At 74.4% G+C, this 13,214-nt stretch carries 7 protein-coding genes and 1 pseudogene; 4 read left to right on the forward strand and 4 right to left on the reverse strand.

The features are described 5' to 3' along the window. The 4 genes and pseudogenes from AB0K65_RS10580 to AB0K65_RS10595 form a co-directional block, all read right to left on the reverse strand. Window positions 1–239: pseudogene (locus AB0K65_RS10580) on the reverse strand (hypothetical protein); the annotation flags it as partial. 425 nt (window positions 240–664) lie between these two features. Then, complete coding sequence (gene prfB, locus AB0K65_RS10585; RefSeq protein ID WP_365715396.1) at window positions 665–1,771, reverse strand: peptide chain release factor 2; 1,107 nt, start codon at window positions 1,769–1,771, stop codon at window positions 665–667. Between the two features lie 179 nt (window positions 1,772–1,950). Then, window positions 1,951–3,195, reverse strand: a complete 1,245-nt coding sequence (locus AB0K65_RS10590) for a serine/threonine-protein kinase (protein WP_365715398.1) — start codon at window positions 3,193–3,195, stop codon at window positions 1,951–1,953. A 139-nt stretch (window positions 3,196–3,334) separates the two neighbouring features. Continuing rightward, on the reverse strand, window positions 3,335–5,029 hold the full coding sequence (locus tag AB0K65_RS10595; protein ID WP_365715399.1) for a serine/threonine-protein kinase: 1,695 nt from the start codon (window positions 5,027–5,029) through the stop codon (window positions 3,335–3,337). Between the two features lie 431 nt (window positions 5,030–5,460). Between AB0K65_RS10595 and AB0K65_RS10600 the strand changes: the two genes are divergently transcribed. From AB0K65_RS10600 to AB0K65_RS10615, 4 genes are all read left to right on the forward strand, one after another. Beyond that, the gene (locus AB0K65_RS10600) at window positions 5,461–9,213 is read left to right on the forward strand and encodes an FHA domain-containing protein (protein WP_365715431.1); all 3,753 of its coding nucleotides are present in this window, start codon (window positions 5,461–5,463) and stop codon (window positions 9,211–9,213) included. A gap of 357 nt (window positions 9,214–9,570) precedes the next feature. Continuing rightward, window positions 9,571–10,944, forward strand: coding sequence for an extracellular solute-binding protein (locus AB0K65_RS10605; protein ID WP_365715400.1), 1,374 nt, complete (start codon window positions 9,571–9,573; stop codon window positions 10,942–10,944). A gap of 9 nt (window positions 10,945–10,953) precedes the next feature. Then, window positions 10,954–12,294, forward strand: a complete 1,341-nt coding sequence (locus AB0K65_RS10610; RefSeq protein WP_365715401.1) for a sugar ABC transporter permease — start codon at window positions 10,954–10,956, stop codon at window positions 12,292–12,294. 62 nt (window positions 12,295–12,356) lie between these two features. After that, window positions 12,357–13,160, forward strand: a complete 804-nt coding sequence (locus tag AB0K65_RS10615) for a carbohydrate ABC transporter permease (protein WP_365715432.1) — start codon at window positions 12,357–12,359, stop codon at window positions 13,158–13,160. The last annotated feature ends 54 nt before the right edge of the window (window positions 13,161–13,214 follow it).

A 13,214-nucleotide genomic window follows, 5' to 3' on the forward strand; every position in this document is an offset into this window, starting at 1 on the left:
GTGGTCTCCTCACCACCGCCACCGGTGGTCTCCTCACCACCGCCGCCGGTGGTCTCCTCGCAGACTCCGCCCACTTCCTCACACGGGTCGGAGGCGACCTCGACCGAGGCGCTGAGGCCGCCGATCTCGACCCCTACACCGACCGCCTGCGCGGCACCGGCCGCGGTCAGGGACGCACCGGCGACGACTACCGTCCCGGCAGCTATCCGCGCGAGGCGAACCCGCGTCTTCTTCGTCATATGCCTGCTACCCCCAGTAGCTCAATCTCGTCATGGGGCTGCGCCCGGGGCCGCGGGCCTGGGGAGCGGCGATCACTCAACCGGTCCCCCTTCACACGCGCCCCAGAATTACGCATGCCGCGTGTCACCCTTGCGAGTTTCCGCATACGCGTCAAGGTCGTTGCGCGTGCGATGCCCGAAAGATCACCAGGTGACCGGCATGCGGGGATGCAACTGTGACGTAAACGCGGAACTTCCGCCTCTCCCACGGCAGTTCCCTTGTCGACAAAGCTCCCCACCAGCGGTGTTTCCGCTTGCGCCCGCGAACGACGCCTGGCGACCTGACGGTTCGTCAGCCTCCTCGCTCGCGCCGGCCGTGGGGCGCGAAAACGCCGGGCCCCTCGCTCGACGTGTGCGAGGGGCCCGGCGCGGTGAGCCGAAAGTCCTTACTTCTCCTGCTGCTTGCGCCAGCGGATGCCGGCCTCCAGGAAGCCGTCGATCTCACCGTCCAGGACCGCCTGCGGGTTGCCGACCTCGAACTCCGTGCGCAGGTCCTTGACCATCTGGTACGGGTGCAGGACGTACGAACGCATCTGGTTGCCCCAGGAGCTGCCGCCGTCGCCCTTCAGGGCGTCCATCTTGGCCCGCTCCTCCTGGCGCTGGCGCTCGAGGAGCTTGGCCTGGAGGACGTTCATGGCGCTCGCCTTGTTCTGGATCTGCGAGCGCTCGTTCTGGCAGGAGACCACGATGCCGGTCGGGATGTGCGTGATGCGCACCGCCGAGTCCGTGGTGTTGACGCCCTGGCCGCCCGGGCCCGACGCCCGGTAGACGTCCACGCGCAGCTCGGACTCGTCGATCTCCACGTGGTCGGACGACTCCACGACCGGGAGGATCTCGACGCCCGCGAAGGAGGTCTGACGGCGGCCCTGGTTGTCGAAGGGCGAGATGCGCACCAGGCGGTGGGTGCCCTGCTCGACGGAGAGCGTGCCGTAGGCGTACGGGGCCTTCACCACGAAGGTGGTCGACTTGATGCCGGCCTCTTCCGCGTACGAGGTCTCGTAGATCTCCGTGCCGTAGCCGTGGCGCTCGGCCCAGCGCAGGTACATGCGCTGGAGCTGCTCGGCGAAGTCGGCGGCGTCGACGCCGCCCGCCTCGGCGCGGATGTTGACGAGCGCCTCGCGCTCGTCGTACTCGCCGGACAGGAGCGTACGGACCTCCATCTCGTCCAGCGCCTTGCGGACGGAGACCAGCTCCGCCTCGGCCTCGGTGCGGGTGTCCGGGTCGTCCATCTCCTCGGCGAGCTCGAAGAGCACCGCGAGGTCGTCGATCCGGCCGCGCAGGGCCTCGGCCTTGCGGACCTCGGCCTGGAGGTGCGAAAGCTTGCTGGTGATCTTCTGCGCCGCCTCCGGGTCGTCCCAGAGGGACGGGGCCGCGGCCTGCTCTTCGAGCACGGCGATGTCGGCCCTCAACTGTTCGAGGTCCAGGACGGCCTCGATCGACCCCATGGTCGAGGAGAGGGACTTCAGCTCTTCGGATACATCGACGACTGCCACGCGTCCAGCGTAACGGCTCCCCGCCGATCCCCGGCCCGCCGCCCGCCTCCCGGGGGCGGAGCGGCCTGCGGAGGACGGGTCCCGGGCCGGGCGGGCCCGGCCCGGGGCGGTGGGCCGGGTCGAGGGGGCCGGGTCCCCGGTCCGGGCCGGGGGCGTCAGTCGGGCCGGGCCCGGGGATCTCAGGGATGCGTGGACGTCTTGGAGTCCTGCGGCGGGGTGTCGGAGTCGCCCGCCGTCGCCAGGTAGCCGCCCGCGCCCAGGGCGCCGACGACCACGACGGCGGCGATGGAGAGGGTGAGACGGCGCTTGCGGACCGCCTCCGCCTTGTGGCGGGCGGAGCCGGGGCGCCGGGCGCCCGCCGGGCGGGGGGCGCGGGCGGTGCCCAGCGGACCGCCGGAGAGCTCGTCGGGGGCGGGCACGCGCATGGAGGTGTGCGTGTCGCGGTTGGAGTCGGGCGAGGCGCCCGGGACCAGCGGGACGGCGGCCCGGCGCGGGGCGGGCCCACCGGCCGTCGCGGCGGCGCCCGTCGGGTACGGGTCCTCGTCCTGCGGCTCGGCGGCGGGCTCGGCGTCCGGCTCGTCCACGTCGAGCGGCGGGATGCCGGCGAGCAGCGGAAGGACCTCCCGCAGCCGGACGCCCAGCTCCGAGGCGCGCAGGCGGGAGGCGGGCGCCTTCGCCAGGCACTGGACGATCAGCTGCCACAGCTCCTCGGGGATGCCCGGCAGCGGGACGACGGTCTCGGTGACGTGCCGGCGCAGCACCGCGCCGGGGTGGCCGCCGCCGAAGGGCGTGAACCCGGCCAGGAGTTCGTACAGCACCGTGGCCAGGGCGTAGATGTCGACCGCGGCGCGCGGGGGCAGGCCCTCGACGATCTCCGGGGCCAGATAGTCCGGGGTCCCGATGATCCGGGTGGCCTTGGTGCGGCCCGGGGTGTCGATGAGCTTGGCGACACCGAAGTCGGTGAGGAGCGCGGGATGGGAGCCGCCGGGGCCGAGAGGTCCCTCCATGTCGAGGAGGATGTTCTCCGGCTTGACGTCCCGGTGGACGACTCCGGCGGCGTGCGCCGCCGCGAGCCCGTCGGCGACGTCGGCGATGATCGAGACGGCCGCCTCGGGGGCGAGCCGCCGCTCGCGGTCGAGACGGGTGCGGAGGTCGGTGCCGCGGACCAGGTCCATGACGAGCGCGAGGTCGTTGCCGTCGACGACGAGGTCGCGGACGGCGACCACCCGCGGGTGGTCGAGACCGAGCAGGGCGGTCCGCTCCTGGACGAAGCGTCCGACGAGCTCCTGGTCGGAGGCCAGGTCCTCGCGCAGCAGCTTGATGGCGACGGGTCCCTCGGGGCCCTCGCCGAGCCACACCGTGCCGGCGCTGCCCCGCCCGAGGATCTGATGGGCCGTGTAGCGGCTGCCGATATTCCGTGCCAAGACTGCTCCCTCAGCGGCTGGCGGTCGCGACAAAGTTACGCGTCCCCGGGCGCCGGTCGTCACTTCCGAGGGGAAATCACCCCTCGGAAGTCGATAAATCGGCAGTACTGCCGCCCCGTACCGCCGGTAGGGGGCGGAACTAGTGCCCCGTACCGCCCGTGGTCGTCCCGCTGCCCGTGCTGCTGCCGAGTTCGGAGACCCAGGTGGAGACCGACGAGATCATGTCCCCGATCGCCTCCCAGTAGCCCTTGCCCTCGGCGACCCAGCTCTGCAGCGGGGTCAGCTCCCAGATGAGCCAGCCGGCGACCACGAACAGCACGATCGTGAACAGACAGCCCTTGAGGCAGCCGAGCCCGGGGATCCGCATGGGGTTCGCGCTGCGTGCGCGCGGCGGGCGCGGCTCACGCGGGGCCGGCGCCTGGGGCGGCGGCTGCGGCGGCCGGTACTGCTGCTGCTGAGGCTGCGGCGCGTACTGCTGCTGCGGAGGCTGCTGCGGGGCGTACTGCTGCCGCTGCGGCGGCCGCTGCTGGTGCTGGGGCTGCTGGTGCTGCGGCTGCTGGTACTGCTGCGGTTGCTGTCGCTGCGGCGGCTGAGGCTGCGGCGTGTAGGGCTGCGGCTGGCGCTGGGGGCGCCGGCGCAGCGGGTCCTGGCTCGGGTCCAGGTACTGCACCTGCGTCTGCTCGTTGCGGTCCCGCGCCGCGCGCAGCTGGCTCTGCCAGGGGTGCGGTTCGTCGCTCTGCGGAGCCTGCGGCGGCTGGGCGGGTACGGGCGGCAGGACCGCGGTCGGGTCGGCGCCCGCCCCCGGACCGCTGGTCGGCATGACGCTGGTGGCGGCGGCCGGGTCGTACTGGTGGGCCCCGGCGCCACTGGGCAGCACCTGGGTCGGGTCGGCCGCTCCGGGCGTCTCCGGGACCGGCGCGGGCGCCGGGTCGGGACCGAGCAGGGCCCCGACGCCGTCGGCCGCCTCGATCTGCGCGGGCGTGGCGTGCACGCCGATGCCCGACGCGACCGTGCGCAGGGCGCGGGCCAGGTTCTCGGCGCTGGGCCGGCGGTCCGGGTTCTTGCTCAGGCAGCGCTCTATCACCGTCCACAGGGGCCCCGGGACGGTCGAGGGGCGGTGCGGCTCCTCGCTGAGGTGCCGGTGCAGGACCTCCAGGGCCGTGCCGCCCGCGAACGGAGGACGGCCGGTGACCAGTTCGTAGAGCAGGATGCCCGCGCCGTAGATGTCGACGGCGGAGGTCTGCGGGCGGCCCTCGGCCGACTCCGGCGCGACGTACGCGGGCGTGCCGACGAACTCGTGCGTGCGGGTCAGGCCGGGGGAGTCGGCGAGGCGCGCGATGCCGAAGTCGGTGAGCATCGGGTGCATCCGTCCGTCGCGCTCGGCGAGCAGGACGTTGGCGGGCTTGAGGTCGCGGTGGACGACGCCGTCGGCATGGCTGGCGGCGAGGGCGTCGGCGATCTGCGCGGTGAGCAGAGCCGCGGCGACCGGGGTGAGCGGACCGTTCTCACGGATGTAGCGGTGCAGGTCCGGGCCCTCGACGAGGTCCATGACGAGGGCGAGGACGTCACCCTCGACGACCAGGTCGCGGGTCCGCACGATGTTGGGGTGGGTGAGCCGGAGGAGCACGGACCGCTCGCGCAAGAAGCGCATCACGATGTCCGCGTCGTTGGCCAGCTCCTCCTTGAGGACCTTGATCGCGACGGTCTCTCCGGGCTGGCCCGGCACGGCGGCCTCGGCGCCCGCCGTCTCCCGCTGGCGGGCTCGCCAGACGGTGCCCGTGGCGCCGCGGCCGAGCGGCTCCTCGAGCAGGTACTTGCTGCCGATTGGCCGCACGTCACGCGCTCCCTGCTGATCGTGGTCCTGGACCCCCCGCGGTCCCTGTCCTCTTTTGTGACCCGTCCGGGGGTCCAACCCACTTTAGTGCCGCCGAACGGGTCAGCGGACGATCGCGAGACGGCCGATTCCGGCGCAGGACTTGTCCGAAAACAAGACGCATTTGTCGTACCGGAGGTTGCGGGAAGCGACGCGAGCCGTGCCCAACCAGGCACTTTTACGTCCACAGCCGACCATTCAAGATCACTTCGAGGCGACCCGCGGGCGGGTTGTCAGCGGCAGGTGCGAGGATGCACACAGCACGTCGCATCGAGGGGTCGGGAGCCCCGCGCCGTGCCGACCTGTACCGGACGACGCGTCCGTGCGGGTGGGGGAGGTCACAGGGCGGCTCCCCTGCCGGGCACCACGCGCAGAAGGGACCGCTGACGGCGATGCAGATCCGGCTGACCGTCCTCGCGCCGCACGCCGGCCACGGCACCGGGCGCGCCTGCGACGTGCTCGTCACCGCCCCCGCGGGGACGGCGCTGGCAGCCGTGGCCTCCCAGCTCGCCGCGGCCGTCTCCGGCCCGGAGACCTCCTCCTCCGGCACCACCGTGCTCTACGCCGGCCGCGAGCGGCTCGACACCCGGCGGTGCTCCCTCGGCGAGCCCCCGCTGGTCGACGGCGCGGTCCTCACCCTCCAGGTCCCCGGCGAGGACGACCGGGTGGGCGAAGGCGCCTCGGCCCGGCTCCACGTGGTCGCGGGTCCGGACGCCGGCGGGGTGCACCTCCTGCACGGCGGCCCGATCCGGGTCGGCCGCTCCCTCGACGCGGACGTCCCGCTCGACGACCCCGACGTCTCCCGGGTGCACTGCACGGTGACGGTCGGCGACGACGGCCGGGTCACGGTCGCGGACCTCGGCTCGACGAACGGCACGACGCTGGACGGCGAGCCCGTCGGCGCCCGCCCCGTCCGCCTGGCGCCCGGCGCGCTCCTGCGTCTGGGCGAGTCCGCGGTGCGCCTGGCCGGCCCGGGCGACTGCGGTACGGACTCGCTGCCCACGACCCCCGACGGCGAAGGCCACCTGCGGGTCGGGACCGGGGCCGGAGGCGACCCGGCCGGGACCGGCGCGGGCCCCGACCGGAGCACCGCCTCGGGGACGGCATCGGGAACGCCCTCCGGGACCGGGCACCCCGCGGACGCGCGCGACCGGGCGGTCACGGACGCCCGCCGCGCCGGCACGGACGACGGCCTTCGCACGGGCGGGACGCCCCCGGACTCGCGGCGGGACCCGGCCACCGGCCCCGCGGGCGCCGGCCCGCACGGTGCCGCGGCGGACCGCGCCACGGACTCCTGGCCGGTCCCCGCCCCGGCGCCGGGCGCGGCCACCGCGCGCGACGGGCTGCGCCCCCACCCCGCCCACTCCCGCACCGATGACGCCACCCACGGAGGCCCCCTCGGCCACGCGCGCGCCGAGGAGCCCTGGGACGCCGAGGGCGAGGCCCACGGCAGGACCCGCCGTCAGGCCGCCCCTCCGGTGCGCGGCAAGCGCGGGATAGGGGCGTGGGCGCGCCGGCTGACCGGGGCCAGGGGCGAGGCGACGCCCGCCGAGGCGGGCGACGGCCCCGGCGTCGGCGGGGTGTTCGCCGCGGACCGGGCGGACGGGCGGCCGCTCCCGGCCCCCGAGACCTGGCCGGACCCGGCCGCCGTGCTGCTGACCGCGCTCGGCCCGGGCCCCCGGCTCTGGGAGCGCGGACCGGGCCACCCCGAAGCGCTCGTGGTCCGGCTGGGGACGACCGATCGCGCCGAGCTGTCCGGCGTGCCCGTCACCGTCGGGCTGCGGGAGGCCGGGTCGCTCGGACTGGCCGGGCCCGGTGACCGCCTCGCCGGTCTCGCCCGCTCCGTCGTGGCCCAGCTCGCCGCCCTGCACTCCCCCGCCGAGCTGGAGATCGTGCTGATCAGCGCGGACCGCGGCCGCTCCCTGGAGGAGCGGCGCCGCGCCTGGGGCTGGCTCGGCTGGCTCCCCCATCTGCGACCCGCGCACGGTCAGGACTGCCGCCTGCTCCTCGCCTACGACCGCGAGCAGGCCGAGGCCCGTACGACCGAACTCACCCGCCGTCTCGACGACGGACCGCTCGGCCCCGGCTGGCCGAGCGCCGACCGCGCGGCCGTCGCCGAGGCCGCCGCCCGCCACGAAGGCCCGGCCACGGTCGTGATCGTGGACGGGGACCCGGGTTCGGCGGCGCTGCGCGAGACGACCGCGCGGCTCGCCGGAGCGGGCGCGGCCGCCGGCATCCATCTGATCTGCCTCGCCGAGGCCCCCGCCGCCTCACCGGTCTCGCCGGTGGCGGCGACGTACGAGAGCGCGTGCGCGGTCTCCCTCCCCTTCCGCGAGTGCGGGGCCGTCGCCCTGCTGAGCGGTGATGTGGCGACGGCCCTGCGACTGTTGCGCACGGCCGGGGGGCGAGCCGCCGGACACGGCACCGTGGGCGTCGTGGACGCCGTCTCGGTCGCCTGGGCCGAGCGCTTCGGGCGGGCCCTGGCCCCGCTGCGCACGGAAGCGGCAGCCGCACCGCGCGGCCGGGCCGCGGCGGCGCTGCCCCGGTCCGCCCGGCTGCTCGACGAGCTGGGTCTCGCCCGGGCGACCCCGGCCTCGCTGCTGGCCCGTTGGGCGTCGGCGGCGGACGGGACGGTCGTGCTGGGGGCGGGGCCGCGCGGGCCGGTCTCCGTCGACCTGACGGCGGAGGGACCCCATCTGCTCATCGAGGGACCGGCCGGCAGCGGGCGCACGGAGCTGCTGCGGTCGATCGCCGCCTCCCTCGCGGCCGGGGGCCGCCCCGACCGGCTGGGGCTGCTCCTGGTGGACGGTGCGGGCGGCGAGCGGGGCGAGGGCCTGGCGGCCTGCACGGAACTGCCCCATGTCACCGAGCACCTGGTCGCCTCCGACCCGGTCCGCATGCGCGCGTTCGCCCAGGCGCTGGGCGCGGAGCTCAAGCGCCGCGCCGAGCTGCTGGGCGACGGGCACTTCGCGGACCGCCGTATGGCCCTGCGGCGTCCCGTCACGGACCGCCTGGTCGCGCAGCGGGCGGCGAGCCCGGCGGAGAGCGTGGCGCCGGGCGCGCGTGCGACGGCCCGTGTCCCGGACCCGCGCGGCTCCTCGGGCCGCACGGACCGTCCGGGCCCGGACGGCACGGCGGGCGAGCGCCCGACCGACCGCCCGAGCGGCCGCACGGTCAGGACCGGACCCGAGGACCTGACGTACCTCCCCAGCAGCCGCACCCTGCGCCTGGGCCAGTCCCCGACGGGCGACCGCCCCGGCCTCCGGCAGCCGGGCGCCGACCCGGCGGACTCCCCGTCCCGCCCCTCCCGCCCCGGAGGCGACGGCACGCCCGGGGGGCGGCCCCTCCGCCGGACGCCCGACGACCTCCCGCCCTCCCCCAGCGGCCGCACCCCCTACCCCGGCGGGGACGGCACGCTCGGCGACCGGCCCAGCGGCCGGCTGCCGTTGCGGGGCAGCGCCGATCTCGCCGACCGGTCCAGCGGCCGGGTCCCGCGCCCGGCCCCGGAGTCCGAGTCGCCCGGGGACGGGTCGCCGAGGGCGCGGACGGAAGCGACCCCGGTCGGCGACGTTCTCGCCGGGGGCCCCGGCGAGAGCGGCACGTCCGTGGCGCTTCCCCGGCTCGTCGTCCTCGTGGACGACTTCGACGCGCTGGTGGCGCCCGCCCTCGGCGCCCCCGGGCGACCCGCCGCCGGCTCCGTCGTACGGGCTCTCGAAGCCGTCGTGCGAGGCGGCGCGCGGCTCGGGGTGCACCTCGTCGCGGCGTCGGCCCGCCCGGACCGTACGGCGGACACGGAGCTGGCCCACGGCGCCCGGCTGCGGATCGTGCTCGACGCTCCCCCCGCGACGCCCGGCTCCGAGGAGCCCGCGCCCGGCCGGGGGCGGCTCGGGCACCCGGACGGCCGGGTGACCGCCTTCCAGGCGGGACGCGTCACGAGCCGGATCCCGCGGACGGCGACGCTCCGGCCGACCGTGGTCCCCCTGGAGTGGGAGCGGATGGGCGACCCGCCCACCCGCAGACCCGTGCGCGAGCTGGGCAACGGCCCGACCGATCTGGCCCTCCTCGCCAGCGCCCTCGACCGCGCGGCCCGCTCCGTCGAGGCCACCCCCGTGGCGCCCCTCACCGCACCCGCCGTCCACCCGTGACGCCCTGACGCCCCGCCACCCCTGACGTTCCGCCACCCGGACGCCTCGCCACCCGGACGCACCCACGCACCGACGCACCGCTGCCCTGACCCGCCTTCGACCCGAGACGCCTTCGACCTGGTCCCACCGCGCGGCCCGCCTGGCCCGCCCGCGCCCGCCCACCGTCCCCGGCTCCGCCCGCCCCATCCGGTCCCGTCCGGTGCCACCCGATCCCGCCCCGCCGCGTCCGTCACGAGCCCATCACGATCCCCCGCCCGGCGCGGGAGGCGGTATTGCGGGCCCCCGATCACCGGGCGTAGACCTGTCGGCACTGGCACGAGCACGGGACGAGCACGCGCACAGGGAGACGGGGCAGTCATGCGTACACCTCTTCGTACACGCAAAGCCGCGACGACGATCACCGCCATCACCGCGTTCACCGCACTCGCCCTCGCGGGCTGCGGCGGCGAGAGCAAGGAAGCAGGGCCGCCGGCCGGTCCCACCAGCACCGCGGAGAACGGCGGGGGCTCGGTCTCCCTCCCCTCCCTCAAAGGCGAGAACATCCAGGTCGCCGCCGTCTGGACGGGCCCCGAGCAGGAGAACTTCACGAAGGTCCTGAAGGAGTTCGAGAAGCGCACGGGCGCGACCGTCACCTTCGTTCCGGCCCAGGACCCGATCGTGAACTTCCTCGGTACGAAGATCGCCGGCGGTGCCCCGCCGGACGTGGCGATGCTCCCCCAGGTCGGCGCGATCAAGCAGGCCGCCGCCCAGAAGTGGATCAAGCCGGTCGGCCCGGAGGCAAAGGCGCAGCTCGCCAAGAACTACTCCCAGGGCTGGCAGGACCTCGGCGCGGTCGACGGCACGCAGTACGGCGTCTACTTCAAGGCCGCCAACAAGTCCCTGATCTGGTACAACAGCGCTGCCTTCGAGAACGCGGGCGCCTCCGAGCCCAAGACCTGGAAGGAGTTCCTCGCCACCGCCGAGACCATCTCGGCCTCCGGCGTCACCCCCGTCTCGGTGGGCGGCGCCGACGGCTGGACCCTCACGGACTGGTTCGAGAACGTCTACCTCTCCCAGGCGGGCCCGGAGAAGTACGACCAACTGGCCCGGCATGCGATCAAGTGGACGGATCCGTCCGTTACCCAGGCCCTGACCACCCTCGCACAGTTGTTCGGCAAGCCGGCCCTCATCGCGGGCGGCGCGGACGGCGCGCTGCAGACGGAGTTCCCGGCCTCGGTCACCCAGACGTTCACGGGCGGCGACCAGCCCAAGGGCGCGATGGTGTTCGAGGGCGACTTCGCCGCCGTCAACATCGCGCAGACGGACGCCGAGATCGGTACGGACGCGAAGGTGTTCCCGTTCCCCGCCGTGGGCGCGGAGTCCCCGGTCGTGACGGCCGGCGACGCGGCGGTGGCGCTGAAGGACACCAAGGGCGCGCAGGCGCTGCTGACCTTCCTCGCCTCCCCCGACGCGGCGAGGATCTGGGCGGGCTCCGGCGGTTTCCTCTCCCCCAACAGGAACCTGGACCCGGCCGCGTATCCGAACGACGTCCAGCGGAAGATCGCCAAAGCGCTGATCGAGGCCGGCGACGACTTCCGCTTCGACATGTCGGACCAGATGCCGCAGTCGTTCGGCGGAACCCCCGGCAAGGGCGAGTGGAAGGCGCTCCAGGACTTCCTCAAGAACCCGAAGGACATCGCGGGGACCCAGGCACGGCTGGAGGCCGACGCGGCCAAGGCGTACCGGAGCTGAGCCGCCGTCATGGCTTCGGTGCCGCGCACAGGGGGGCAAGGCACGCCCCGCACTCCGTACAAGAGCGTCACCGGCACCCGTAAGGCGGTGGCGGCTGGGTTCCTCCTCCCCGCCTTGCTGCTGCTCGGTGCGCTCGTCGTCTACCCGATCGGGTACTCCGTCCAGCGGTCGTTCTTCGACACGGCCGGGACCTCCTTCGCCGGCCTGGACAACTACCGGGAACTCTTCACCGACGACACCCTCCTCACGGCGGTCAGGAACAACGCGATCTGGGTGGTCTTCGCCCCGACCGTCGCCACCGCTCTCGGGCTGATCTTCGCGGTGCTCACCGAGCGGGTGCGCTGGGGGACGGCGTTCAAGCTGGTCGTCTTCATGCCCATGGCGATATCGATGCTCGCCGCCGGGATCATCTTCCGCCTCGTCTACGAGCAGGATCCGGACCGCGGGGTCGCCAACGCCGTCTGGGTCGGGGTGCACGACACCTTCGCCGAGTCGTCCGTCTTCCCGCGGGCCCGCCCCCTCCCGGTGCATCCGCTCGAGGCGGCGGGCGGCGGCGCGTACGTCACGAAGGACCCCGTCCGCGCGGGCGAGTCCGCACAGCTTCCGCTGATCGGGGTCCCGCCGGCGCAGATGCCCCCGGACGCCCGGCCGGCGCGCACCGCCGCGACCGCGCCGGGTGGGATCGCCGGCACGGCCTGGCTGGACTTCACCAGGGGCGGGGGCGGAAAGCCGAACGTCGTCGACCCGAAGGAGCTCGGTCTCCAGGGGCTGCGGATCGAGGCGGTGAAGGACGGCCGGGTCGTCGCGAGCACCACGGCCGCCGCCGACGGACGGTTCGTCCTGCCGGCCACCGCGGACGGAGCCGTCCTGCGGCTGCCGGCGAGCAACTTCCGGGAGCAGTACAACGGCGTCGAGTGGCTCGGCCCCTCACTCGTCACGCCCGCCGTCATCGGCAGCTACGTGTGGATGTGGGCCGGGTTCGCGATGATGCTGATCGCCGCCGGCCTGGCCGGCATGCCACGCGAACTCCTCGAAGCGGCCCGCGTCGACGGGGCGAACGAGTGGCAGGTCTTCCGCCGCATCACGGTCCCGCTCCTCGCACCCGTCCTCGCCGTGGTCCTGGTGACCCTCATGATCAACGTCCTCAAGGTCTTCGACCTGGTCTTCATCATCGCGCCGGGCTCGGCGCAGGACGACGCGAACGTCCTGGCGCTCCAGCTGTACCGGTCGTCTTTCGGCACGGACGCGGATCTCGGCATCGGCTCCGCGATCGCCGTCCTGCTGCTCCTGCTGGTGCTCCCGGTGATGGCCTTCAACATCCGCCGCATGCGAAAGGAGGCCCGCCGGTGACCGCGTCGAAGCGTGAGGACGGCCTGGGCGCACGGATCGCCTCCCGGGCCGCCGGGGGCGCGATGCGGGTCTTCCTCGTCCTCGTCGGACTCTTCTGGCTGATGCCCACGGTCGGCCTACTGCTGTCGTCGCTGCGCGGCCCGTCCGACATCAGCGAGAGCGGCTGGTGGAAGGTCTTCACCGCCCCGGCGCAGCTCACCACGGAGAACTACGCCGACCTCCTCGCCGACGAGACGATCACCGGCTCGCTGGTCTCGACCATCCTGATCACGGTCCCGGCGACCGTCCTGGTGGTCGTGATCGGCTCGCTCGCCGGGTACGCCTTCGCCTGGCTGGACTTCCCGGGCCGGGACTGGTGGTTCCTCGTGGTGGTCGGCCTCCTCGTCGTCCCGGTCCAGGTCGCGCTCGTACCCGTCTCGAAGCTCTTCGGCACGATCGGGATCTTCGAGACCACGCTCGGGGTCGTCCTGTTCCACACCGCGTTCGGCCTCCCGTTCGCGATCTTCCTGCTGCGGAACTTCTTCGCGGAGATCCCGAGGGAGCTGCTCGAAGCGGCGCGTCTCGACGGGGCGGGCGAGATCCGGCTCTTCACCCGGGTGGTGCTGCCACTGGGCGGACCGGCGATCGCCTCGCTGGGAATCTTCCAGTTCCTCTGGGTGTGGAACGACATGCTCGTCGCGCTGATCTTCGCGGATTCCGACTCGCCGCCGATCACGGTGGCGCTGCAACAGCAGGTCCGCCAGTTCGGCAACAACATCGACGTCCTGGCGCCGGGCGCGTTCGTCTCGATGGTGATCCCGCTGGCGGTGTTCTTCGCCTTCCAGAGGCAGTTCGTCTCGGGCGTGATGGCGGGCGCGGTGAAGTAGCGGCGCCGGAGCGACGCACGGCACGGACGCCGTACGGGGACGAGGGCGGGGCTT

It is taken from the genome of Streptomyces sp. NPDC053755 (assembly GCF_040677675.1).
GTDB lineage: Bacteria > Actinomycetota > Actinomycetes > Streptomycetales > Streptomycetaceae > Streptomyces.